This window comes from Terrimonas pollutisoli (genome assembly GCF_029360765.1).
In the GTDB taxonomy this organism is placed as follows: domain Bacteria; phylum Bacteroidota; class Bacteroidia; order Chitinophagales; family Chitinophagaceae; genus Terrimonas_B; species Terrimonas_B pollutisoli.
Map to the genome: position 1 here is coordinate 1 of NZ_JARKNA010000013.1, position 23,574 is coordinate 23,574.

Consider the following 23,574-nt stretch of genomic DNA (forward strand, 5'->3'; position numbering starts at 1 on the left):
TTAAGCAAGTCGAGTATTTGCTGATTGTTTCGCCTGATACGAGACGACTTATTGGTAATTTGCTCCATGAGAGCAAATCTATTTGAAGTAAGGTTTGAAAACTATGTGTAGTTAGTCGTGTGCTTACGCTGCAGCAACTACAATCATTCAAATCCCCAGCGTATTAAAATGTATTATGTAGACCGTTTATAAACATATTATTCCTCTCGTACCGCTTTACATAGGAACCTCGCTGTTAGAGGTAGTATAATTATTTGCTCTTCATTTCTATTTTTACAACTTTCTCCGCAACTTTTGGAAACTTAGAAAAAATTAGCGCATCATGTCCCGGAATAATAAGTGCACTATCGGATACTAATCGTTTCATTCTTACCATAGAATTTACATATCCTTTTGGATCAAATGTTAGTGGAATTGGAAGTAAATGCTCCAGGTTATAATAATACCAAATATTATCAGACGCTATAATTGTATTTCCTGATGTTCCTTTTACCAGAATATACTGGGACTCATACGTGTGCCTTGATCCTATAAAGACCTTTATGCCTGGAATGATTTCAATGCTGTCACCTTTCACTAAAGTTAATTTGCCATCTATACTTTTTTGAATAAGTTTATTGACATCTTTTTTATTTAGCCCGGTCGTGAACCCATTCTTTTGCCAAGCTGCATTAACAAAGTAGTCAAAATCGTCTTTCTGCATCCATACCATAGCATTTGGAAAAAGATCAATTCCACCTATGTGGTCAAAATGCGGATGCGTTACAATTAAATCAGTAATGTCCTCTGGGGTTATATTAATTTTTTGTAGAACAATATCCGGCCTTACATAATCACTAAAAAAAGGATATTGAGCGGTGTCAGTAAATCCTGCATCAATCAAAACTATTCTTCCGTTGTTCCCTTTAAGCAACCACACCATCGCACATCCGGTTATGCTATCATTTCCTGTCGCACCTACGGCGATTTGAGAAACGGGCATTTTATTGTATCCCGTGTATGCAAGCGCAAAAATATTATACGTATTGTCTTGTCCGAAGGAATTAAAATGAAAAACTGTGAGTAACAGAACTGTTATCAACTTAAATGTCCCAAGAGATTTAACCTTTCTCATATGCAGTGTTTTTTATGTCAGGAGGTCAAATGGTATTACCGCTTTACATAGGATACTTTTGTTGGCAGTAGTGTTACTCTACCTGCCATGTGGTACCATGTCTGGAAGCTTCTTATTATCACGTACATAGTAGTCAAAGTGCTTTTTCATCTCGGCTAATCTTTCATCACGAAATTCTGTTATTCCGTGGTCTGCTCCTTCGTAAAGTATAAATCTTGTTGGGTGCTTGTATTGATATAACTTATTGACCAACTCTAATGATTCAGAAGGAAGAACTCTCCAGTCTGAGCTGCCATGCATAATTAAAAGAGGTGTTTTGTTACATATTTTATCAGCCCAAAATACTGCAGACCTTTCTTTCAACTCAATCTCTTTGTGTGCCCAATAATTTGGAACAAGTTGGCTAAAGACATTTTTCTCCATTTCTGGTCGGCTTGATATATTATTAAAGGCATTTGCTAATCCTGCAGTTACAACCGCTGCTTTGAATACACAAGTTTTCTTTAGTGCTAAATATGTCATCATACCACCTCGGCTAGTTCCTTCAATACCAATTCTTGATGTGTCAGCATTCGGTATTTGACCAAGCACTGGAATTAAGTTGAGTACATCATTAATGTCTTTTCCACCGAATTCTTCAATCCCATCTCCGCCATCATTCCCCCTGAATTGACTTGCTATTATGATGTAATCCCAACTCGCCAACACACCAAGAAATCGTCCAATACCCAATAGACTCCATTGCCCAAAGTCTCTGCTTCCACCACGATTTGATATTATACAAGGATACTTACCTTCTTTATTTGGCTCAACACTATAGGCTGTAACCTTTAAGCCGTCGGATAAATAAGTAATTCTATAATATTTTAGATTTAAAATTTTGACTGCTGTTTGCTCGTCAAATCTTTCTTTAATATTTGCTTTTACGCTGTCTGGTAAAACAAATTCTTTTCTCTCGATAATTTTCCCGTCAGTCTGTGAATAAACAGAGAATGTCAATCCAAAAATCAGGAATATCAGAATGAAATTTTTCATGTTGATGTTTTTGTTCTTGATAAATATACTACCTAGCAACATTACTGCCAACGACCGGGGCTTTGCGTTTGTTCCCGAATTTGAAAAACGTCAGCCCGGATATGTAGCCGAATAAAGATACAGAAGATGAAGATAGATTTATGTCGTTCATCTGTGATTCGGTCAGCCGGGACAGAAGTTGAGTAGAGTTCGATCAGGATATGTTCTGAAGCCAGCATAGCAGAAAGCCCCTTTAGCTGCTGGTTTATATTTGTTTGAATTCTGTTCCTGTCCATTCGTATTCTTCTGGAATGACATAGGGAACAGTGATGTCGTACCAATTTGTTGAATCGGGTGGATTAACGATCATTAGGCGACTATCTTTTCTGAAACTGTAGCCAATACCTGATGGTAGTCCGTTGTAGACTTTCCCTGTCTTTAAATCTACAACAGCACTTAGTTTGCAAGGTGAACCACAGCCCCAAAAAACGAAGCAATAATGTCCGGCGAAATTTGTTCCATTTTCTTTTACGAAGTCTGTTGTAACTGTGATGTACATTTTCTTGAATTCATAAGTCGAAAAGTCTAGTTTTTTGTCAAAATTGATGTCAGTGGGCTGCACGGAAAAGTCCGTGAAAGCAAGGGGTCTGTATTTCACCAATGTGTCATTCGATCGTCCGTCTTTGACTAAAATAGTGTCAGAAGTCTTGTATAAAGTGTCGCTGTCTTTAAAGTCCTTTGATGTTGCCGCGTCTACCGGAGTCGATGCCGACTTGTCTTGATTACAAGAAAGGAAAAAAGTCGCGATCGAGAATAATACCGTCTTTAGGATTGTACGCATAAAACTTGCAGCTAACGGCCAGAGCTTGGCGAAGTGGCGGTATTCCGTGATTCGTCAGCCGGGACAAAAGTAAAAATTGAAATTCGACTGTTGAAAGTTTATTCTAAAGCTGAATAGAATTGGGTCAGATGGAACTGGTGATGATAAGCGATATGAAGATGGGATTTCCCCACGTCGCCCCGCCATTTTGCCAAACTCCCTGTTATCGGCTTTGCTTTTTTACGGTCACTCACCGACAACGTCCCGTCACAAGTCAAGTAAATACTATCCGTTACGTATGTTTTGACTAATGCGGCTTTACATCATCTATTTTGTCGTCCGGCTTCGTCGGCTCGTAATTCCGAATTATCAACTCATGTAGGGCAGCACCAGACTTTAGAAAAACAGAAGCAGCTTGACGAAAATCTAAGTCATCCTTTAGTTGATTGTCATGTCCCTCTGGGTAGTAGTCCCTCAATAATTCAGAATGAGGAATGTTTGAATATCCCAAATGAACAGCCATCGCAGATAATAAAGCCGCTCGTTCAATCTCCCAATTCTTTTCAGAGTTTGCTTGGTTCTTTATTTGCAGAGAAGCGAAATGAGTCCGCCATGCCTGTATCACTTGGGGGACATCTTCGAACACCACCTCAATCTGATTTAAGCCTCTTACAAAATCGTAGTGGACAGGATGCCCTCTTAATGAAAATAGTAACAGGAAAAGACTACGTTTAGCGTCGTCTTTCTTTTGCTCTTTATTTAATTGTCTGCCGACTTTAACAGCATCTATTGGGGAATAGATTGAACGATAGATAAAATAAGCAGTAACACATAAAATACCAACATTTGCGAAACCAAATGCTATTTCAAAATAATCTTTTGTTGACATGAACGCTGAGTTATTAAATGATAATGATTTAATCTTTGGGAGGCCCGTTGAAGTTGAGTTTATATCTAATGTAGGCCGACCTTATATGCTTTTCAGAGTTTTCAACCGTTGGGTTTTGAGTGTAGAATTTTTGGAGTGTAAGAGTACTCTTGTTATTCTTAATATACCAGTTAAAATCAGGTATTGCGGATTTTATCGTAGCAACCGCAGTTAGCATAAAATCTGGATGGTCTGAACTATTCAAATCGTTATCCCAATAATAGTCGCTACAGGTTCTAAATTCATACATGGGTTCTTTGGTGTCATAGTTCATTACCCTAAAGAATAGTTGAACCTGAAAATATGTCTTTCCGTCTTGTCCAATAAAAATCGGCGTGCATCCATGTTGGGGGATGAATTGTTGCCCTAAGTGCATTTCAGGAAATGTGTTTATTACAATCCTTGTATGTTTTGGTTGTTGGTCTGCCATTTTAAATAATTTGTAATTGTCAAGCCAATAGTAAATGTGTCGCCTATCAGAATGTTGAATAGAATCCCTCATCTTGTTTAGCATTGCCACCAACACGTAAATTTATGGCACTCAAACCTACCTTTCAAGAAAACGACCTTTGATTTTCAAATCTTTGATCTTCGCCATTTCAATTGTTATTGTACCAATCCACCATTCGCCATTTTAATTGTTCAGTACCCATTATAACCTGTTATGGCTATAGTGAAAAATGCTGCATTGCAAATAAAAAGTCCCTCCGCTTTGGCGAAAGGACTTTCTATTGTCAAGATTCGGGGTTTTCGTTTTATCTGCGCTTCGATTAGCTATCCTTCGCCAGGCTCAGGATGACAATTTTTTATTTCGCAAACTGTGCTCTTATCACATTCAACGCACCACCTGCTTTAAACCATTCAATCTGCTGTTCATTATAGGTGTGGTTTGCTTCAATATATTCGCTGGTACCGTCAAGATGTTTGAGCTCGATACGCAAAGGTTTGCCGGGAGCAAACTCCGTCAATCCTTCAATATCGATATTATCATCTTCCAGTATTTTATCATAATCTTCCTTGTTGGCAAACGTGAGAGCCAGCATGCCCTGTTTCTTCAGGTTTGTTTCATGTATACGGGCAAAACTTCTTACCAGGATAGCCCTTACTCCCAGGTGTCGTGGTTCCATCGCCGCATGTTCACGGGATGAACCTTCACCATAGTTTTCATCTCCTACAACGATGCTTCCAATATTGGCGGCTTTATAAGCACGGGCCGTAGCGGGTACAGGTCCATACTCACCCGTCAATTGATTTTTTACAGAATCCGTACTATCGTTAAAATAGTTGATAGCACCGATCAGCATATTATTGCTGATATTATCCAGGTGACCACGGTATTTCAACCACGGACCTGCCATGGAAATATGGTCAGTCGTACATTTTCCCTTTGCCTTGATCAACAATTTTAAATTAAGCAAATCAGTTCCTTCCCAGGGTGCGAAAGCCGACAACAATTGCAAACGATCACTGTCAGGACTAACCACTACTTTTACCTGGCTGCCATCTTCGGCAGGCGCCTGGTAACCGGCATCTTCCACTGCAAAACCTTTGGGCGGTAATTCATATCCTTTTGGTTCAGCCAATAATACTTCCTCACCGTTTGTATTTTTCAATTTATCCGTGAGAGGATTAAAAGCAATGGTACCGGCAATAGCCATGGCTGTTACCACTTCGGGTGAAGCAACGAATGCATGGGTTGAGGCCAAACCATCATTACGTTTGGCGAAGTTGCGGTTGAACGAAGTGATGATGGTGTTCTTGCGTTTTGGATCATCAATATGTCTTGCCCACTGACCGATGCAGGGGCCACAGGCATTGGCCAATACCACGCCGCCTACACTTTCAAATGTATCAATGAAACCATCTCTTTCGATAGTAAACCTTACCAACTCACTGCCGGGGGTGATGGTAAATTCAGAATTCGCTTTTAATCCTTTGCTGACCGCATCTTTCACAATGGAAGCGGAGCGGCTGATATCTTCATATGAAGAATTGGTACAGCTACCAATCAACGCCACTTCCAGCTTAGCCGGCCAATCATTGGCTTTTACCGCTTCGGCCATTTTGGAAATCGGTGTAGCCAGGTCGGGAGTAAATGGCCCATTCACATAAGGCTCGAGTGTGTTCAGATCCAGTTCCAATACCTGGTCATAGTATTTCAATGGATCGCCCATCACTTCTTCATCAGGGCGAAGATGATCTTTGATCTTATCGGCCATTGCCGCTACTTCTTCACGACCGGTCGATTTGAGATAAGCACTCATTTTTTCATCGTAAGCAAACAACGAGCAGGTGGCTCCGATTTCAGCACCCATATTACATACGGTGCCTTTCCCGGTTGCGCTCATGCTATCCGCACCTTCCCCAAAATACTCTACAATAGCACCGGTACCGCCTTTTACAGTCAACTGACCAGCCACCCAAAGAATCACATCTTTTGCTGATGTCCAGCCACTCATTTTACCAGTCAGTTTTACACCAATCACTTTCGGCATTTTCAATTCCCAGGGCAAGCCGGCCATCACATCTACTGCATCTGCACCACCCACGCCAATGGCCACCATCCCTAATCCACCGGCATTTGGTGTATGGGAGTCTGTTCCGATCATCATACCGCCAGGGAATGCATAATTTTCCAACACTACCTGGTGAATGATACCGGCACCGGGTTTCCAAAAACCGATGCCATATTTATCTGAAATGGAGGCAAGAAAATCATATACTTCTTTATTCACTTCATTAGCGGTAGCAAGGTCAGCTACAGCACCTGTCTTGGCCTGTATCAGGTGATCGCAATGCACCGTGGAGGGAACAGCTACTTTACTGCGGCCGGCCGTGCTGAATTGCAGCAAGGCCATTTGGGCCGTTGCATCCTGCATGGCCACCCTGTCGGGAGCAAAGTCTACATAATCCTTTCCTCTTGTGTAAGCAGCCTGCGGCAGAGCACCATACAAGTGGGAGTACAAAATTTTCTCGGTTAGCGTCAAAGGTTTACCAAGCAGCTGGCGTGCAGCAGACACTTTGCCCGGCATTTCATCATAAGTTTTTTTAATGAGATCGAGGTCGAATACCATTGAGAATAGTTTGAGGTTTGAATGTCAAATTGCGACCACGGTCGATGGACAACGGACCACAGCATTGGATATTGCTGTCGACTATAGACTGCCGACTATGGACTCTTTTTAAAGTGCAGCGAATTTACGATAAAACAATCTTTTTTCCGGCTTGATTGGTCGCTTTGCAAGGATTTTTTAAATTTACAATATGAACAGGTTCAAAAGCTTTGTAGAATGGAATGCCTTTGGCGTTTGTTCAGCCATCGGCGACAAGATAGGTATTGCCCCCAGCCGCATCCGCCAGTATTTTATTTATACATCCCTGCTGACAATGGGATCTCCGATCATTATTTATATGATCCTTGCTTTCTGGAAAAATATACGCAGCTACGTAAAAGCAGCCAGAAGAAATCCGTGGTATTATTTGTAGGGCCGGGAATGGTGTATGGGAAGTGGCTAGTGGGGTATTCGAAAGTTTTAAACCCATATCATTTATAGCACATCTCTTACATCCCACTCACCACTAGCCAAGCCCTATCCCCCTTCCTAAATCAATTCCTTCACCTTCTCCACCACGGCATCCACTTCTTCTTTGGTGTTGAATTTGGAAAAGGAGAAACGAACGGTTACCAGGTTAGGATTGTTATTGATGGCACGTATTACATGCGATCCCTGGTCGGCGCCGCTGCTGCAGGCACTTCCACCCGATACACAAATATTGCTCATGTCAAGATTGAAAAGGATCATCTCGGATTTCTCCGTTTTTGGAAATGCTGCACTTAATACGGTGTACAAACAACTGCCCGTTTGGTCGCCATTGAAAACAACACCGGTTATTTTTTCCTGCAGTTGCTCCATCATATACGTTTTCAGCGACTGGATATATCCGCTATCCTTTTCATGATTGGCCATAGCCAGTTCAAGAGCTTTTGCAAAACCGACTATGCCATATAAATTCTCCGTCCCGGCACGCATATTACGTTCCTGTCCCCCGCCATAGATAAATGGCTTGGCTTTTACATTGTCATTAATGTATAAAATGCCAACACCTTTTGGCCCGTGAAATTTATGACCGGCGCCGGAAATAAAATGCACCGGTATTTTTCGCAGGTCGATGGGATAGTGACCCACGGTTTGCACACAGTCCGAATGAAAGATCGCATTGTATTTATTGCACAAGTTGCCCACTGCTTTTATCGGCAGCAGGTTACCGATTTCATTATTGGCATGCATCAGCGTCACCAAACATCTTTCTTTTTGGCCAGCAAGTTGTTCTTCCAAATCTTTGAGATCAATATGACCATCGGGCAACAACTTCACATAACTGTAACTTAAACCTTCACCACAGCCATAGTGCTCTACCGTGTGCAATACAGCATGATGCTCGATTGGCGAAGAGATGATATGCCTGCAACCCAAGTCACGGATAGCGGAAAGAATAGCGGCATTATTACTTTCAGTGCCGCCACTGGTAAAAAATATTTCACCGGGATGAGCATTGAGCAACCGGGCCACCGTTTTTCTCGCTGTTTCAATTGCCAATCTTGATTCCCGGCCATAGGAATAGATAGAAGAAGGATTGCCAAAATGCGTAGTCATATAAGGCAACATGGCATCCAAAACTTCCTTATCAAGAGCCGTAGTAGCAGCATTGTCAAAATAAATACGATTCATCATAAAACTGTGAGCTTTGAGCTGCGGGCGACGAGCGGGCAACTCATTATTTTAAAGAGCCGCAAAGATAGGTAAGTTCAAATGTTTGTTCGTAGCTCTTAAAAAGGAAATATTCGTACACATCATGCGAGGAATTTTCTTTTAGCTGATGGGGAAGCACTTGACAGGGTGCATTTCAAATGTTCGCATACCTAAACCCACGCCATTCGAAATTTTCTTATGCGAAATTGCTTTAGCCCCCGACGGAGGGGAGGCAGGGTTCTCTAATCGTAAATGCTAAGAAGCCAGCATTGCGAAATTTGAAATGCACCCCATTGGCAAGTTCACTGATCAAAATATTTCAGAATAAAGTAAATTTAGAGAGCAATGACAATCTGAATTTTATGGAAGAACGCAAAATGTCGTCGGGCAAAAAAAATGGCAATGGCGAAACCCGCCGCAGCTTTCTAAAAAAATCTACAGCCGCCGCGGCTATTGCTATGTCTCCTCCCCTTTTGGTAAAAGCCGGTGAAAAAGATGAAAAAATAGCGGGCATGTTTGAAAAGATCCCTCTGCAATTGACCATAAACGGTACGACAGTAAACACGGCCGTCGAGCCGCGGGTAACATTACTGGACTTTCTTCGTGAGCAGTTGGGCCTGACAGGCACTAAGAAAGGATGTGACCATGGGCAATGCGGCGCCTGCACGGTGCATGTGGACGGCAAGCGGATCAACTCCTGCCTCTCACTGGCCGTCATGAATCACGGTAAAACAATTACGACGATTGAAGGTCTCGCCAAGGGAGATGAACTGCATCCCATGCAAACAGCATTTATAAAACATGACGGGTTTCAATGCGGCTATTGTACACCGGGGCAAATTATGTCTGCCGTAGCCTGTGTTAGTGAAACCAATGCTGATAACCGTGACGAGATAAGCGAGTATATGAGTGGCAATATTTGTCGTTGTGGTGCTTATCCCAATATTGTTGACGCCATCATGGACGTAAAAAAAGGAGGGCAATAGCTATGATCAACTTTGAATACACAAGGGTATCAACCGTAAAAGATGCGGTCAATGCATTAACCAAAAATTCCACCGGTGGTTTTATTGCGGGTGGTACCAACCTGGTTGACCTGATGAAAAAAGGAGTCATGACTCCCACCCGTGTTATTGATATCAATAATCTTCCGCTCAGGCAAATTGAAGAAACGGACAAGGGAATATCAATTGGTGCCCTGGCCATCAACAGTGACGTAACTGCGCACGGTATAGTCAGGGAAAAATTCCCTTTGCTTATTATGGCACTAGAGGCCGGCGCATCCGGGCAGTTGAGAAATATGGCAACCGTGGGTGGCAATATAATGCAGCGAACCCGGTGCGTTTACTTTTATGATACGACAATGCCCTGCAATAAACGAAAGCCGGGCAGCGGTTGCGGCGCATTGCAGGGTTTCAATCGCATGCATGCCATCTTTGGCGCAAGTACCAGTTGCATTGCTGTTCATCCCAGCGACATGTGTGTGGCGCTGGCAGCATTGAATGCCGAAGTGAATGTAACCGGACCAAAGGGCGACCGGAAAATTTTATTTACCGATTTTCATCGTCTTCCGGGTGCAACACCTGAAAAAGACAACAACTTACAAAAAGGAGAATTGATAACCAGTGTCGCGATTCCCAAAAACAATTTTACCCATAGTTATTATTTAAAGATCAGGGACCGGACCTCCTATGCTTTTGCATTGGTTTCTGTGGCCGTGGCATTGGAATTAGATAACAACACGATTAAAACCGCAAGGCTTGCACTCGGTGGTGTGGCGCACAAACCCTGGCGGTTGAATGAGGTAGAAAAATTCCTGGCCGGTAAAACATTATCAAAAGAAACGATCAGCACGGCAGCCACGATGGCGATAAAAGGTGCAAAGTCGTATGGCCATAATGATTTTAAAGTAAAAATGGTTCCTGCGGCTATACAACAGGCATTACAATTAGTTTCTTCTCAAAAATCATAACTACAAACATGGATACTTTTTTCGATATAGAAACGCCGGGCTTTACCGACCGTGTGGATGGAAAGGATAAAGTGACTGGTGCTGCCCGTTATGCTGCCGAGCATAAGCTGCCGCAAATGACCTATGCCGTGATTGTCGGCAGCAGCATTGCAAAAGGAATGATCAAATTATTGGATACAAAGGCAGCGGAAAATGCTCCCGGTGTATTAGCCGTGATCTCACATTTAAATTCACCCAAAGTGCCGGGTTTCGCACCGGCTGATAAAAAAACAAATCCGGATGCAAGAGATTGGGAAGGGCTTAAAATTTTTTACAATAACCGTGTTTATTCAAATGGCCAGCCTATTGCCATTGTTGTGGCGGATACGTATGAGAGGGCTGTATATGCCGCTTCATTAGTAAAAGCACAATACGCCAAAGAAGAACATCATACAGACTTTTTAAAAAATCTTTTCAAAGCCAAAGGACCGAAAGAAGGCTGGGACCCTGCCGAATATAAAAGGGGTGAAGCGGATGCCTATAAAAAAGCACCGGTAAAAGTGGAAGAGGAATATATTCTTCCAATTGAAACACATAACCCAATGGAGATGCATGCCATCATTGCCAATTGGGAAGCCGATGATAAAGTAACCGTATACACAAAAACACAGGGACCAAAAGATACGCAGGATGCCATAGTGCAGGCTTTCAAATTGCCGGCAGCCAATGTAAAAGTAATTGCAGCATTTGTTGGCGGCGGCTTTGGCAGTGCCTTGCGCACCTGGCCGCATGAAATTGCAACAATAATAGCCGCCAAAAAAGTAAACCGCCCGGTGAAACTCATGCTGAGTCGCGACCAGATGTTTACCATGGTTGGTTATCGTCCCTGTGCCTGGCAAAAAATTGGCATTGGCGCCACAACGGATGGAAAATTATCAGGCATCACACATCATGCAATAGCTCAGACATCATCGTATGAAAATTTTACGGAAGGCATCGTGAATGTTTCAAAATTTTTATACGCTTGTCCCAATGTAAACACAAACTACAAACTATTGCCACTGGATGTAAGCACTCCCATCTGGATGCGTGGGCCCGGTGAAGCTACCGGCACTTTCGCATTGGAATCAGCATTGGACGAATTGTCGTATAAATTAAACCTTGATCCGATTGAGCTGCGCATTCGCAATTATGCCGAAACGGATCCGGAAAAAAATAAACCCTGGTCGAGTAAATACCTGAAAGAATGTTATCAAATGGGTGCAGAAAAAATCGGCTGGAGTAAGAGAAGTCAAACCCCCGGAGGCTTGACGGAAGAAGGTATGCAGGTTGGCTATGGCATGGGATCAGGAGTGTTTTTTGCCTTACGGTGGGCAGGCGCCGCCAAAGGAATTTTAAAAAACGACGGCTCGCTTATTCTGCAAAGTGCCGTAAGTGACATGGGGCCCGGTACGGCCACGGCTATGGTGAGTATTGCAACCGAACAAATGGGCATACCAAGAGAAAGGATACAATTCCAGTTGGGTGACACCAGTTTTCCGCCTGGTCCTACGCAAGGAGGTTCAGCAACGGTTTCCACTTTGGGATCTGCCGTTCATGAAGTATGTGAAGCGTTGAAACAACAATTGGTTCAACTGTCTTTAAAAGAAGGTACAGTATTTCATACCAAGGATATCCATACCGTAAAGCCGGAAGATCTTGTATTTGCAGATGGTAAAGTGGCATTAAAAACTAATCCTGCTGTGAATATGAGTTATGCCGATGTGTTGAAACAAAACAATATTCCGCAGATCGAGATTGTTAAGGAATCAAAAGGTGGTGAAGAACTAAACAAATATTCCATGTATTCATTCTCGGTTCATTTTACCAAAGTGCATGTGAATCCAATAACTGGCGTGGTGAAAGTAAAACAGGTAGTAACAACCGGCGATGCAGGAAAAATTGTCAATGAAAAAACAGCCCGCAGCCAAATGATCGGTGGTGTGGTCGGCGGCATTGGAATGGCATTAACGGAAGAAGCAATTATCGATCATCGCTACGGCCGGTATATCAATAACAACTTTGCCGACTACCATGTGCCGGTGAATGCCGATGTACCATTTATCGATGCATTATTTGTCAATAAACCTGACCCCGTCATCAACCCGATGGGTGCAAAGGGAATGGGAGAAATTGCGCTGATAGGCTATGCCTCCTCTGTAGCAAATGCTGTCTACAATGCTACGGGCAAAAGAATCAGGCAGTTGCCCATCACACCTGATAAACTGTTGTAGCAATTTATTGGCATTACCCTGCCGGTATGGCCCCTTTTTTGATCCAACATCATAAACACAAGTTTATGGATCAAAAAAAACTTGAAAAGCTGTTTGTAGACTACGAACATGCTTTTAACAAACTTGATATCGCCGCTATTGCCCATCACTATGCGGACAATTTCATCTCTGCCGGCCCCAAAGGAACAATTGCCCGGGATAAAAAAGATTTTTTAAGCAAGGCCAAACAAGCCAGTGATATGTATAAAAGTATCGGGCAAAAATCAGCCAAAATTTTAAGTAAGAAAATAATTCCTATTAGCAATGAATATGCAATGGTAACAGTTCATTGGGGCGTGACATTTGAAAAAACGGGTGATGAAGTGACTGAGTTTGATGTGAGCTACATTGTGCAGCAAATTGGGAATGAAACAAAAGTTATTCTTTTTGTTACTCACCAGGATGAAGAAGAAGCCATGAAAAAGCTGGGTTTAAAACCTGAAATGATCAGGTAATGTTTCAAAATACAAAAGTTCACAAGCTGAAAGTATATATTGTCAACTTGTGAACTTTTAACCCTGTTTGCCGACAGGCAGGCTTGTAAACTACAGAACTATATAAACTCCTTGATATCCTGCATCAGTCGTACAGCGATATTATTAGCTTTTGTTTCAAAATCACTTTCTGAATAAATGCGAATGATGGGTTCTGTATTGGACGTACGGAGATGCACCCAGTCGTTATCGAACTCTATCTTCAAACCATCATCAGTGTTAACGGGCTGATTCTTATATTTCTTTTTAATCTTTTCAAAAACAGCGTTTACATCAATTCCATCCTGCAGTTCCATTTTCTTTTTTGCAATGAAATAATCCGGGTACTGTCCCCTTAGTGACCGCATTCCGTTTTTGTGATTGGCCAAATGGCTAAGGAATAAACCAATGCCGATGAGGGCATCACGGCCGTAATGAAAGTCAGGAACAATGATGCCGCCATTTCCTTCACCACCGATCACAGCATTTACTTCCTTCATTTTTTTCACTACATTCACCTCTCCCACTGCCGACGGAAAATATTCCCCCCCGTTCTTTAATGTTATTTCTTTAAGGGCCTTGGTGCTGCTCATGTTACTGACGGTATTCCCTTTTGTGTTGCGTAACACGTAGTCAGCAACCGCTACCAGTGTATATTCTTCGCCAAACATGCTTCCATCTTCATTGACAAAACACAGACGATCTACATCGGGATCAACGGCAATACCTAAATCAGCCTTTTGTTTTACCACTTCGCTGCTAAGCTGTACCAGGTTTTCAGGCAACGGTTCCGGGTTATGAGCAAACTTACCCGTTACTTCACCATTCAGTACAATCACTTCTTTTATACCTAATGCTTTTAATAAGGCCGGAACATAAGTTGCGCCGGTAGAATTAACAGCATCCACTACTATCTTCAGCTTTTTCGCAGCAATAGCATCGGCATGCACCAGTGGATATGCCAGTACTGCGTCAATATGTTTTTGTAAATAGCTATCATCAATGGTAACGGTACCCAACTTATCGACAGGGATAAAATTGAATTCTTCTTTTGCTGCCAGCTCCAATACTTTGGCGCCTGTTTCGGCGGAAATAAATTCGCCATCGCTGTTCAGCAACTTCAGTGCGTTCCATTCTTTGGGATTATGACTGGCTGTAAGTATAATACCGCCATCCGCATTTTCCATCTTTACCGCAACCTCGACAGTAGGTGTAGTGGAAAGTCCGAGATCGACAACGTTTATCCCCAGGCCGGTTAATGTGCTTACAACAAGATCACGAACCATGGCGCCGCTAATGCGGCCGTCGCGACCTACAACGATCTTTGTTGATTTATTTTTACCGGAAATAATTGTACCGTAAGCAGCGGTAAATTTTACTACATCCAATGGAGTGAGATTTTCCCCTGGTTTTCCGCCGATAGTTCCCCTAATGCCAGAAATACTTTTAATTAATGCCACAAATTCCTAATTGTATGATTAAAGGTTTAATGATTGCTATCGCAAAACTGCGAACAAGCAAGTCGGGTTTCAAAGGTATGGATGTTGAAACCCTGTTCTTAATGAAGAGATTTTCAACGGGCAACAAAAATACGGATTTAAGCGGCAGGAAATTATAGCCTCCTTACATTTGTGCAAACGTTGCGATGGCGAAAGAATCCTGGTACAAAGAATGGTTCAATTCTCCTTTTTACCACAAGCTATATTTTGAAAGGGATGACAGTGAAGCTGAAGCCTTTATTCTTCAACTGGTTAAATATTTGAAACCTGTACCGAACAGTCGTATGTTAGATATTGCCTGCGGAAAAGGCCGTCATAGTAAAACATTGGCGTCTCTTGGTTATGATGTGACCGGCATTGATATTTCCCCTGATAGTATCGAATGGGCCAGGAAATATGAAAATGAAACCCTGCATTTTTTCCTGCATGATATGCGGCTGCCCTTCTGGGGAAACTATTTTGACTACGCTTTTAATTTCTTTACCAGCTTTGGTTATTTCAATACCCGTCGTGAACATGATGATACAATCAGGACGATCGCTTCCGGGTTAAAAGCCGGCGGATTGCTGGTGATTGACTATTTAAACACACATTACTCAGAAGACCACCTGGTAGCTAATGAAATAAAAAAGATCGGCGACACATATTACGAAATTCACCGATGGGATGACGACGCTCACTTTTATAAAAAAATTACGATCACTGATCCAACATTAAAATCGCCGCTTGAATTCACGGAAAAAGTTGTCAAGTTCTCGCTGGGTGACTTTACGGATATGTTCAGTTACCAGGGCCTGCAGGTGCAGGAAGTATTTGGTGATTATCATTTCCAGTCTTACGATATAAGGAAAACGCCGAGGCTTATCATCATTGCGCAAAAAAAGATCAATGAACCTGCAGATAAAGAAAAAAGATTATATAGCGATGGGCGAAGGACGGATGCGCTGACATGATAAAAAGTCAGGACCACTGCTTTTATTTTTTGAATACATTATTTTTAATAAAATATTCTCCTGATGAAAAGACAACTATGCTTGCTGATTGCAATCTCTTCCTTCGCCACTTTTGCGAATGCTCAAAACAAAGTAAATAGAGACACGATCAATCCCAAACTGACGGAAGTCTGGTCCCCTGTTCCCCCTATTGTTACACCGGGCAAGACCAGCAGTGATGCACCATCAGATGCTATTATTTTATTTGATGGAAAAAATTTGGATCAATGGCGTTCTGTAAATAATCCGGATCAACCGGCCGCATGGCCTGTAGAAAAAGGAGTTTTTACAGTGAAAAAAGGAACAGGCAATATAGAAACCAAACAATCTTTTACCGATTATCAACTACACCTTGAATGGCGCATACCGGAAGTAATACATGGCGAAGGACAGTCCCGCGGCAACAGTGGCCTGTTTCTCGCATCAACTGGTAAAGGTGATGAGGGATACGAAATACAAATACTCGATTGTTACAATAATAAGACCTATGTCAATGGACAGACCGGTAGTGTGTATAAACAAGCCATCCCATTAGCCAATGCCTGTAAAAAACCCGGTGAGTGGCAAACCTATGACATCATATGGACAGCCCCCCGTTTTAATGAAGATGGCACATTGAAATCGCCCGGCCGGGTTACTGTGATTCACAACGGCATACTGCTTCAAAATAATACTGAAGTAAAAGGTGAAACGGTCTACCGCGGTCAGCCTTCGTATGAAAAACATGGGCCTGCATCAATCAAACTGCAGGATCATGGCGATCCCAGCGAGCCAATCAGCTTTCGCAATATTTGGATTCGTCCATTGTAGTGTTATTGGCTAACGACCTCAGCTTCTTTATTGGTTATATTTTCTTCAGTAGCCGCGGGGTCAGGCATCGGTGTATCATTAATGATCCGCAATTGCAAATCGGCATTTAAAATAAAATGATAGTGATGCTCGCGGAGTAATTTTTTCGTTACCTCATCTTCCAACAAAACAGCAACCAACTCTTTAGCTGCTGCGGATTGACTAACGGTATTAAACCGGCCATTAGTGACCTTTACATTGAATGAACAGGATGGTTTCCTGTTACGGTTCCCTTTTTCAAAATCAGTTCTGTTTAAACCGAGTCTTTGTTCTTCAGTGGCCGACTTCTTCAATAAAATCCTAATAACTGGCAAGTACTTATTCCAGATTTGTGTGTACATACAAACTCATTTACAGGTAAAAAAATACTGGCAGCTCTACAAATTTACTGATCAATTGCTCCGAAACCATCATTTAATTTTGCCGGCTGGCAATTCCTTGAATGCAGGCAGGCCTTTTTGCTCGATCAAATTTTTTAAAAACTGGTGTAAGTTTTGCCGTCTCAACCTTTTATCCCCGGTTTTGCTTTGTTGAAAAAAAAGCCGGGTTACTTATTTTCTGCTCCTTAATTTAAATAAAAAAATCATGAAGCGACCTGTACTCGTTCTGCTATGTGCTTACGCATCTTCTGCGCAGTCACCATAGGAAGAAGTGTCCAATGCGATAAAAGATTATGTTGATGCGTTTTACTATGGCGACACCGCCAGGATTCATCAAAGCATCAGCCGTGATGTTGTAAAATATGGATATTATATCCCGAAAGGCAAAACGGTTTACGAGGGTGAGCCGATGTCATTCCAGGAAATGATTAACTACGCAGCTGATGTAAAGAAACGCGGCGTAAACCCTAACGTGGAGAAATTTCCCAAAAAAATAGAAGTGCCCGATGTGCAGGATCAAACTGCCAATGCAAAGCTGACGGCCTGGTGGGGAACGGATTATTTACTACTTGCCAGGCTACAGGGACGCTGGATGATCACACATGTATTGTGGCAGTCACCACCGCCAAAAAATAAATGCTAATTTGCCGTAAAAGGTTTTATGCTAACCAGCTTTTCCAAAACAGCAACTGCGTATATGATCATACTGCTCATTTTAGCCTGGCTGGCTCCCGCATTGCAACTATATATCTTGTTGCATAATGTTCCCGGCAATGGTCTTACTTACCTGCAGGCCGCGGGTCGGTTTCTACTTTTCTTTACCATACTCACCAACCTTCTTGTTGCCATCTCCATTACCTCAATCCTCTTAGCCCCGCAATCAAAGTGGGGACAATTTTTTTCAAAGCCCACTACGTTAACCGCCGTAGCGCTTTACATTTTTATCGTCGGCCTTGTATACAATATTATTTTACGCAACATCTGGGAGCCGGTTGGCCTGCAAAAATGGGTGGATGAAGCTTTACATGTGTTGGTACCCCTGTTATTTATTTTCTTCTGGTTATTTTTTGTGCCGAAGGGAAATTTGAAATGGCGTCATGCATTTTCCTGGCTCATCTACCCTGCACTATATCTTATCTATGCCGTGCTAAGAGGAGCCACGGAAGGATTCTATCCCTATCCTTTTATTGATGCAGGCCAGCTTGGCTATAACAGGGTCTTAATAAATGCAACAGGCCTGCTGCTTGTCTTTATTATCGCAGGCTTTTTATTTATAGGAATTGATCAGTTAAAGAGGCCAGCGCTAAAACCCGTTTAAAGGGCTGCTCGTTCAAATTTTTAAGAAAATATTTCGCAATGGCTATTTTTGGCAAAAGAATTTCATGATCTCTTACAACCCGAAAGATTGGTTCACTTACCTTTTTCGCTTTCATAAAGCTGATACCGTTCGCAAACTGGCGCCACTTATTATAGGAATTTGCGTTTATTCTGCACTCATCGCTTTTCTCGAGTTGGAATATTGGAAACTTTCAGCCAACAGTTATGTTAAGAATATCCCTGTGATGCATACATTATTGGGTTTTGCGATTTCCATGTTGCTGGTGTTTAGAACGAATACGGCTTATGATCGCTGGTGGGAAGGCCGCAAGCTTTGGGGAAGCCTGGTTAATAATAGCCGTAACCTCGCTTTAAAACTTTCATCTTTTTTGGCCATTGAGGAAAATGCACAACGCTCTTTTTTCAGGAAAATTATACCGGCTTACGCTTACAGCCTGCACAATCATCTGCATTCCGAAAAAATACGTATAGAGCTTTTTGAAGATGAAGAGCACGGCCATGTATTTAAAAAAATCGATCAAAACAAACATGTTCCTAACCAGATAGCATTGCTTATATTTCATCATGTACAAAAATTGTATAAAGAAAACAAAATCACCGGTGACCAATTGATCGTTCTTAATAGCGAACTACAATCCTTTACTGATATTTGCGGCGCCTGCGAACGCATCAAAAACACTCCCATCCCTTTTTCTTATAGTGTATTTATCAAGAAATTTATTTTTATTTATGTAATGACATTGCCGTTTGGGTATGTATTCTCACTTGGTTATTATGTTATCCCTGTAGTGGCCATTGTGTTCTATGTATTGGCAAGTCTTGAATTGATCGCAGAGGAGATTGAAGACCCTTTTGGCGGTGATCCAAATGATGTTCCATCGGAGAAATTAGCGGCAACCATTCATCGCACCATTGCAGAAATTATTTAAACGGTCCCCTCCTAAAAAGCAGAAAGCAATCACCATGACTAAAAAAGCCTGTACGGTCATTTTCATTGTAGCAATCACCTCTTCGCATGCACAGCAAAAGCCGGACAAACTCACTGTTGAAAAAATAATGCGTGATCCTAAGTGGATCGGCACTTCGCCTTCATCACCACAATGGAGCGCTGATGGGAAGACTATTTTCTTCAATTGGAATCCCGATAAGGCCATAGCAGATTCGTTATACTATATCACACTGGAAAATAAGGTGCCGGTTAAAGCCAGTGTTTTTCAAAAACAAGCTCTTCTTACTGCTAATTCCCTTGTATATAATAAAAACAGGACAGCGTATGCTTATACAAAAGATGGAGATGTTTTTTATACAGATATAAAATTGGCTAAAACAAAAAGGATCACCGAAACAACTGACAATGAAAGCAACCCACAATTTTCGTTCAATGATCGGAAAGTCATTTACAATCGCAGCCAAAACCTTTATGCCTGGAATATCGCCACGGGAGAAACACAGCAACTTACTAATCTTAAAAGTGGAACAGCGGGTCAGAGCGGAGGAGCAGCTACACGGGGCGTTGCCACTTCGTCAAGGACAAGCACCGAAATTCTCAGCCAGCAGGAAACCTGGTTAAAAAGAGATCAACTGCAATATTTTGAAGTATTGCGTTCAAGGAAAGAAAAAAAAGATGAAGCAGAAAAATACACCAACGCAACTAAGCCAAAAGAATTACGCAGCATCAGCATTGAGGATAAAATTTTGCAAGGCTTAGCCATTAGCCCTGATGGCCGCTTTGTGAGTTATCGTTTGTCAAAACCAGTATCAAATCAAAAGACAACGATTGTTCCCAATTTTGTAACAGAAACGGGCTTCACGACAGATATACCTGCCCGTACAAAAGTAGGTGCAGCAGAAGGCAGCACTGAATTCTTTATCTACGACCGGGAAAGAGATACTGTATATGCTGTGAAAATTGATTCTATCCCCGGTATTAACGATCTGCCCGATTATGTAAAAGATTATCCAAAACAGTTGGAAGAAAGAACAAAAGAACCTGTAGCCCGGGCTGTTACTGTTTTTGGTCCTTATTGGTCGCCAAACGGAACGCATGCAGTTGTTGATCTTCGTTCGCAGGATAATAAAGATCGCTGGCTGATGACATGGGACCGGTCATCCAACCAATTGAAATTATTAGATCGTCAGCGTGATGAAGCGTGGATCGGAGGCCCGGGGATCTTTGGCAATATTGGCTGGACAGATGAAAATACCCTTTGGTTTCAGTCCGAAGCAACTGGCTACTCCCACCTTTATACCATCAACGTAGTGAAAGCAGAAAAGAAAGCTCTGACGGCCGGCAACTACGAGATACAACGGGCACAACTTTCCAACGACAAGAAATATTTTTATATCACTACCAACGAAGTACATCCCGGAGAACAACATTTTTATCGCCTGACCATTGCCAGTGGTAAGAGGGAAAGATTAACTACGCAAATGGGGGCTAACCAGGTAAGCCTTTCACCTGACGAAAAATATTTAGCCATATTATATTCTTATTCTACTAAACCATGGGAATTGTATTTACAGGAAAATAAAGTAGGTGGCAAAACAGAGCAAATAACCGTCAAGGCTCAAAGCGAGGAGTTTAAAACCTATGCCTGGAAAGATCCTGAGGTAGTAACATTTCCTGCCCGGGATGGAGCCAATGTGTATGCAAGATTATACAGGCCCACCAACCCCCATTCCAATAAGCCAGCCGTTTTGTTTGTACATGGAGCCGGTTATTTGCAAAATGCTCATAAATGGTGGAGCCAGTATTTCAGGGAATACATGTTTAACAATCTGCTCGCCGACAATGGTTACTACGTATTGGATGTTGATTATCGTGGCAGTGCGGGTTATGGCCGGGACTGGCGCACAGGCATTTACCGGTTTATGGGTGGCAAAGACCTGAGTGATCATGTAGACGGTGTAAACTGGCTGGTAAAAAAATTTGGTGTTGACCCGAAACATGTCGGTTTATATGGTGGATCATACGGTGGATTTATTACGCTGATGGGAATGTTCAATGAGCCTAATACATTCGCCGCAGGCGCAGCATTGAGACCCGTTACAGACTGGGCAAATTATAATCACCCTTACACGTCCAATATTTTGAATGAGCCTTTTACCGATTCAATTGCCTATCGTAAAAGTTCTCCATTTTATTTTGCAGAGGGCTTGAAAGGCGATCTCCTTATCTGCCATGGCATGGTGGATGTAAATGTGCACTACCAGGACGCTGTAAAGCTGGCTCAACGATTGATCGAATTAGGAAAAGATAATTGGGAACTCGCATCTTACCCAATGGAAGATCATGGATTTATTGAACCCAGTAGTTGGACAGATGAGTATAAAAGAATCTTTAAACTGTTTGAGAGAGTATTGAAAAGTGAAAGGTGAAAACCAGAAAAGCCCCGTAGGGGCGTGATGTTTGTAGAAGGAATGGTGTTGATTGAATGAGCTCCGTAGGAGCGATATAATTGATGAATAGAATTACAGTTGTACAAGAGTGCAACAGACGATGATAGAAGCAATGCAGATAGAAACCATAAACCACAAACTTCTCTATATTTGTACCTCAACAAAAAAAGGTCATGGCCAAACAAATCGAAGATTTTGATGCGAACCTGGCAGGCGAAGAAGGAAAAACAGAAGAGACGAAAAGCAACTGGTTCAAACGCATAAAAAAAGGGATCAATACCAAAACCTCGGAAAAGAAAGAAACACCGGAGGGGCTATGGACAAAATGCCCTAATTGTAATTATATCTGTACGATCTCTGAACTGCGGGAACACCTGTTTGTATGCCCGAAATGCAACTATCATCACCGCGTCAACAGTGCGGAATATTACGATATTCTTTTTGACAATGGAGAGTACGATGAGTTGTTTGAAAATATCCGCAGCAAAGATTTCCTGGAATTTACCGACCTGAAACCGTATAAAAAAAGATTGGAAGAAATATGGAGTAAAACAGACCTGAAAGACTCAATGCGGGTGGCAGTCGGAAAAGTTGGCGGCTATGATATTGTAATTGCTTGTATGGATTTTGAATTTATCGGAGGTTCGCTCGGTAGTGTGATGGGTGAAAAATTTTCCCGGGCAGTTGACTACTGCCTCCAGCATAAGATGCCTTATATGGTTATAAGCAAAAGCGGTGGCGCCCGAATGATGGAAAGTGCATTTTCGCTGATGCAACTGGCCAAAACAAGCGGTAAACTATCACAACTGAGTGATGCCAAACTGCCCTATATTTCTTTATTAACTGATCCTACCTTTGGCGGTATCTCTGCCTCCTTTGGCATGTTGGGCGATTTAAATATTGCTGAACCCGATGCATTAATTGGATTTGCCGGCCCAAGGGTAATTAAAGAAACAATTAAAAAAGACCTGCCGGAAGGTTTCCAGCGAAGTGAATTTGTATTGGAGCATGGGTTTTTGGATTTCATCGTGCCGAGGAATGAGTTGAAACAAAAATTGGCAACCGTATTAGGTCTTTTTAAAAATTAATAACAACAATTTTGCATTTAGCAACCCTGGCCAAGGCCGGGGTTCATTATATTTAAAAGCCTTTAACCGGGCTTCCTATATTTGTAGATTAGTGGTGTATGAACGAAATAAAAAACAGGTCGGCCTATCATGAATACTTCATTGATACGAAATATGAAGCAGGAATGGTCTTGTTGGGTACTGAGGTAAAATCAATAAGAGGTGGCAAAGTAAGTTTTAATGATAGTTATTGTTTAATTCATAAAGGAGAAGTGTGGATTAAGTCGTTGCATATTGCTGAATACTCACATGGCAATCTCAATAATCATGACCCGGTACGTGACCGGAAGTTGTTATTGCAAAAGCGAGAGATCAAAAAAATAGAAGCAAAACTGAAAGAAAAAGGTTTTACCCTCGTGCCGCTCCGAATGTACCTGAATGAAAAAGGATTAGTAAAAATTGAGATTGGTCTTGCCAAAGGGAAAAAACTGCATGACAAACGGGAAACTCTCAGGAAAAAAGACGTGGAGCGGGAAATGAAGCGTTATATCAAATAAATAATATCCGCCGTTACCTTATTTAAGCATGGTTTTTGACAATCATCGCACCATACCGGGGCATGATTCTATGATGAAAATTGTGCGTGGCTTCTTCCATCAACGGAAGATCAACCGGCAAAAAAATAAA

At 42.0% G+C, this 23,574-nt stretch carries 22 protein-coding genes; 13 read left to right on the top strand and 9 right to left on the bottom strand.

Annotated elements, in window-relative coordinates; genetic code table 11:
* Positions 1-250: 250 nt before the first annotated feature.
* From P2W73_RS18170 to P2W73_RS18195, 6 genes are all read right to left on the bottom strand, one after another.
* Complete coding sequence (locus P2W73_RS18170) at positions 251-1,114, bottom strand: N-acyl homoserine lactonase family protein (RefSeq protein ID WP_276503511.1); 864 nt, start codon at positions 1,112-1,114, stop codon at positions 251-253.
* Positions 1,115-1,192: 78 nt separating this feature from the next.
* Positions 1,193-2,149 carry an alpha/beta hydrolase family protein gene (locus tag P2W73_RS18175; protein WP_276503512.1) on the bottom strand — a complete coding sequence of 319 codons (957 nt, stop codon included), beginning with the start codon at positions 2,147-2,149 and terminating at the stop codon, positions 1,193-1,195.
* A gap of 244 nt (positions 2,150-2,393) precedes the next feature.
* Positions 2,394-2,687, bottom strand: coding sequence for a hypothetical protein (locus P2W73_RS18180; protein ID WP_276503513.1), 294 nt, complete (start codon positions 2,685-2,687; stop codon positions 2,394-2,396).
* 568 nt (positions 2,688-3,255) lie between these two features.
* Entirely contained in the window at positions 3,256-3,837 is a 582-nt protein-coding gene (locus P2W73_RS18185; RefSeq protein ID WP_276503514.1) for a DUF6680 family protein, read from the bottom strand.
* A gap of 28 nt (positions 3,838-3,865) precedes the next feature.
* Complete coding sequence (locus tag P2W73_RS18190) at positions 3,866-4,306, bottom strand: hypothetical protein (protein ID WP_276503515.1); 441 nt, start codon at positions 4,304-4,306, stop codon at positions 3,866-3,868.
* Between the two features lie 376 nt (positions 4,307-4,682).
* Positions 4,683-6,950 (bottom strand): aconitate hydratase, encoded by a 2,268-nt coding sequence (locus P2W73_RS18195; protein WP_276503516.1) that lies wholly within the window; start codon positions 6,948-6,950, stop codon positions 4,683-4,685.
* A gap of 190 nt (positions 6,951-7,140) precedes the next feature.
* On the opposite strand from P2W73_RS18195, the gene P2W73_RS18200 reads away from it, so the two are divergent.
* Positions 7,141-7,362, top strand: a complete 222-nt coding sequence (locus P2W73_RS18200; protein ID WP_276503517.1) for a PspC domain-containing protein — start codon at positions 7,141-7,143, stop codon at positions 7,360-7,362.
* Positions 7,363-7,478: 116 nt separating this feature from the next.
* Here P2W73_RS18200 and P2W73_RS18205 read toward each other — a convergent pair whose 3' ends face one another.
* On the bottom strand, positions 7,479-8,606 hold the full coding sequence (locus tag P2W73_RS18205; protein ID WP_276503634.1) for a cysteine desulfurase family protein: 1,128 nt from the start codon (positions 8,604-8,606) through the stop codon (positions 7,479-7,481).
* Between the two features lie 383 nt (positions 8,607-8,989).
* Here P2W73_RS18205 and P2W73_RS18210 point away from each other — a divergent pair, with 383 nt between their 5' ends.
* The 4 genes from P2W73_RS18210 to P2W73_RS18225 all read left to right on the top strand — a co-directional run bounded on the left by P2W73_RS18210 (position 8,990) and on the right by P2W73_RS18225 (position 13,345).
* Positions 8,990-9,613 (top strand): (2Fe-2S)-binding protein, encoded by a 624-nt coding sequence (locus tag P2W73_RS18210; protein WP_276503518.1) that lies wholly within the window; start codon positions 8,990-8,992, stop codon positions 9,611-9,613.
* Positions 9,614-9,615: 2 nt separating this feature from the next.
* On the top strand, positions 9,616-10,599 hold the full coding sequence (locus P2W73_RS18215) for an FAD binding domain-containing protein (RefSeq protein ID WP_276503519.1): 984 nt from the start codon (positions 9,616-9,618) through the stop codon (positions 10,597-10,599).
* 8 nt (positions 10,600-10,607) lie between these two features.
* Positions 10,608-12,851 (top strand): xanthine dehydrogenase family protein molybdopterin-binding subunit, encoded by a 2,244-nt coding sequence (locus tag P2W73_RS18220; protein WP_276503520.1) that lies wholly within the window; start codon positions 10,608-10,610, stop codon positions 12,849-12,851.
* 65 nt (positions 12,852-12,916) lie between these two features.
* Positions 12,917-13,345 carry a nuclear transport factor 2 family protein gene (locus P2W73_RS18225; RefSeq protein WP_276503521.1) on the top strand — a complete coding sequence of 143 codons (429 nt, stop codon included), beginning with the start codon at positions 12,917-12,919 and terminating at the stop codon, positions 13,343-13,345.
* 98 nt (positions 13,346-13,443) lie between these two features.
* On the opposite strand, the gene glmM is transcribed toward P2W73_RS18225, so the two are convergent.
* Positions 13,444-14,823, bottom strand: coding sequence for a phosphoglucosamine mutase (glmM, locus tag P2W73_RS18230; RefSeq protein WP_276503522.1), 1,380 nt, complete (start codon positions 14,821-14,823; stop codon positions 13,444-13,446).
* Positions 14,824-15,008: 185 nt separating this feature from the next.
* Here glmM and P2W73_RS18235 point away from each other — a divergent pair, with 185 nt between their 5' ends.
* Positions 15,009-15,815 (top strand): class I SAM-dependent methyltransferase, encoded by an 807-nt coding sequence (locus tag P2W73_RS18235; protein WP_276503523.1) that lies wholly within the window; start codon positions 15,009-15,011, stop codon positions 15,813-15,815.
* A 63-nt stretch (positions 15,816-15,878) separates the two neighbouring features.
* Positions 15,879-16,664 carry a 3-keto-disaccharide hydrolase gene (locus P2W73_RS18240; RefSeq protein WP_276503524.1) on the top strand — a complete coding sequence of 262 codons (786 nt, stop codon included), beginning with the start codon at positions 15,879-15,881 and terminating at the stop codon, positions 16,662-16,664.
* 2 nt (positions 16,665-16,666) lie between these two features.
* Here P2W73_RS18240 and P2W73_RS18245 read toward each other — a convergent pair whose 3' ends face one another.
* Positions 16,667-17,044, bottom strand: a complete 378-nt coding sequence (locus P2W73_RS18245; RefSeq protein WP_276503525.1) for a hypothetical protein — start codon at positions 17,042-17,044, stop codon at positions 16,667-16,669.
* Positions 17,045-17,354: 310 nt separating this feature from the next.
* Between P2W73_RS18245 and P2W73_RS18250 the strand changes: the two genes are divergently transcribed.
* The 6 genes from P2W73_RS18250 to smpB all read left to right on the top strand — a co-directional run bounded on the left by P2W73_RS18250 (position 17,355) and on the right by smpB (position 23,444).
* A complete protein-coding gene (locus P2W73_RS18250; protein WP_276503526.1) occupies positions 17,355-17,726 on the top strand; it encodes a nuclear transport factor 2 family protein in 372 nt (123 codons plus the stop codon).
* Positions 17,727-17,780: 54 nt separating this feature from the next.
* Positions 17,781-18,401, top strand: coding sequence for a Pr6Pr family membrane protein (locus tag P2W73_RS18255; protein WP_276503527.1), 621 nt, complete (start codon positions 17,781-17,783; stop codon positions 18,399-18,401).
* A gap of 64 nt (positions 18,402-18,465) precedes the next feature.
* Positions 18,466-19,350: a bestrophin family protein gene (locus tag P2W73_RS18260; RefSeq protein WP_276503528.1), complete on the top strand. Its 885-nt coding sequence runs from the start codon at positions 18,466-18,468 to the stop codon at positions 19,348-19,350.
* A 34-nt stretch (positions 19,351-19,384) separates the two neighbouring features.
* Positions 19,385-21,799, top strand: a complete 2,415-nt coding sequence (locus P2W73_RS18265; RefSeq protein WP_276503529.1) for a S9 family peptidase — start codon at positions 19,385-19,387, stop codon at positions 21,797-21,799.
* A gap of 194 nt (positions 21,800-21,993) precedes the next feature.
* Positions 21,994-22,908 carry an acetyl-CoA carboxylase, carboxyltransferase subunit beta gene (gene accD / locus P2W73_RS18270; protein ID WP_276503530.1) on the top strand — a complete coding sequence of 305 codons (915 nt, stop codon included), beginning with the start codon at positions 21,994-21,996 and terminating at the stop codon, positions 22,906-22,908.
* A gap of 98 nt (positions 22,909-23,006) precedes the next feature.
* Entirely contained in the window at positions 23,007-23,444 is a 438-nt protein-coding gene (gene smpB, locus P2W73_RS18275) for an SsrA-binding protein SmpB (protein ID WP_276503531.1), read from the top strand.
* Positions 23,445-23,574: the final 130 nt, after the last annotated feature.

Bases quoted from the DNA above. Each gene is read 5' to 3' on its own strand.
- P2W73_RS18170 (WP_276503511.1), bottom strand. From the start codon at position 1,114: ATGAGAAAGGTTAAATCTCTTGGGACATTTAAGTTGATAACAGTTCTG.
- P2W73_RS18175 (WP_276503512.1), bottom strand. From the start codon at position 2,149: ATGAAAAATTTCATTCTGATATTCCTGATTTTTGGATTGACATTCTCT.
- P2W73_RS18180 (WP_276503513.1), bottom strand. From the start codon at position 2,687: ATGTACATCACAGTTACAACAGACTTCGTAAAAGAAAATGGAACAAAT.
- P2W73_RS18185 (WP_276503514.1), bottom strand. From the start codon at position 3,837: ATGTCAACAAAAGATTATTTTGAAATAGCATTTGGTTTCGCAAATGTT.
- P2W73_RS18190 (WP_276503515.1), bottom strand. From the start codon at position 4,306: ATGGCAGACCAACAACCAAAACATACAAGGATTGTAATAAACACATTT.
- P2W73_RS18195 (WP_276503516.1), bottom strand. From the start codon at position 6,950: ATGGTATTCGACCTCGATCTCATTAAAAAAACTTATGATGAAATGCCG.
- P2W73_RS18200 (WP_276503517.1), top strand. From the start codon at position 7,141: ATGAACAGGTTCAAAAGCTTTGTAGAATGGAATGCCTTTGGCGTTTGT.
- P2W73_RS18205 (WP_276503634.1), bottom strand. From the start codon at position 8,606: ATGAATCGTATTTATTTTGACAATGCTGCTACTACGGCTCTTGATAAG.
- P2W73_RS18210 (WP_276503518.1), top strand. From the start codon at position 8,990: ATGGAAGAACGCAAAATGTCGTCGGGCAAAAAAAATGGCAATGGCGAA.
- P2W73_RS18215 (WP_276503519.1), top strand. From the start codon at position 9,616: ATGATCAACTTTGAATACACAAGGGTATCAACCGTAAAAGATGCGGTC.
- P2W73_RS18220 (WP_276503520.1), top strand. From the start codon at position 10,608: ATGGATACTTTTTTCGATATAGAAACGCCGGGCTTTACCGACCGTGTG.
- P2W73_RS18225 (WP_276503521.1), top strand. From the start codon at position 12,917: ATGGATCAAAAAAAACTTGAAAAGCTGTTTGTAGACTACGAACATGCT.
- P2W73_RS18235 (WP_276503523.1), top strand. From the start codon at position 15,009: ATGGCGAAAGAATCCTGGTACAAAGAATGGTTCAATTCTCCTTTTTAC.
- P2W73_RS18240 (WP_276503524.1), top strand. From the start codon at position 15,879: ATGAAAAGACAACTATGCTTGCTGATTGCAATCTCTTCCTTCGCCACT.
- P2W73_RS18245 (WP_276503525.1), bottom strand. From the start codon at position 17,044: ATGTACACACAAATCTGGAATAAGTACTTGCCAGTTATTAGGATTTTA.
- P2W73_RS18255 (WP_276503527.1), top strand. From the start codon at position 17,781: ATGATCATACTGCTCATTTTAGCCTGGCTGGCTCCCGCATTGCAACTA.
- P2W73_RS18260 (WP_276503528.1), top strand. From the start codon at position 18,466: ATGATCTCTTACAACCCGAAAGATTGGTTCACTTACCTTTTTCGCTTT.
- P2W73_RS18265 (WP_276503529.1), top strand. From the start codon at position 19,385: ATGACTAAAAAAGCCTGTACGGTCATTTTCATTGTAGCAATCACCTCT.
- accD (WP_276503530.1), top strand. From the start codon at position 21,994: ATGGCCAAACAAATCGAAGATTTTGATGCGAACCTGGCAGGCGAAGAA.
- smpB (WP_276503531.1), top strand. From the start codon at position 23,007: ATGAACGAAATAAAAAACAGGTCGGCCTATCATGAATACTTCATTGAT.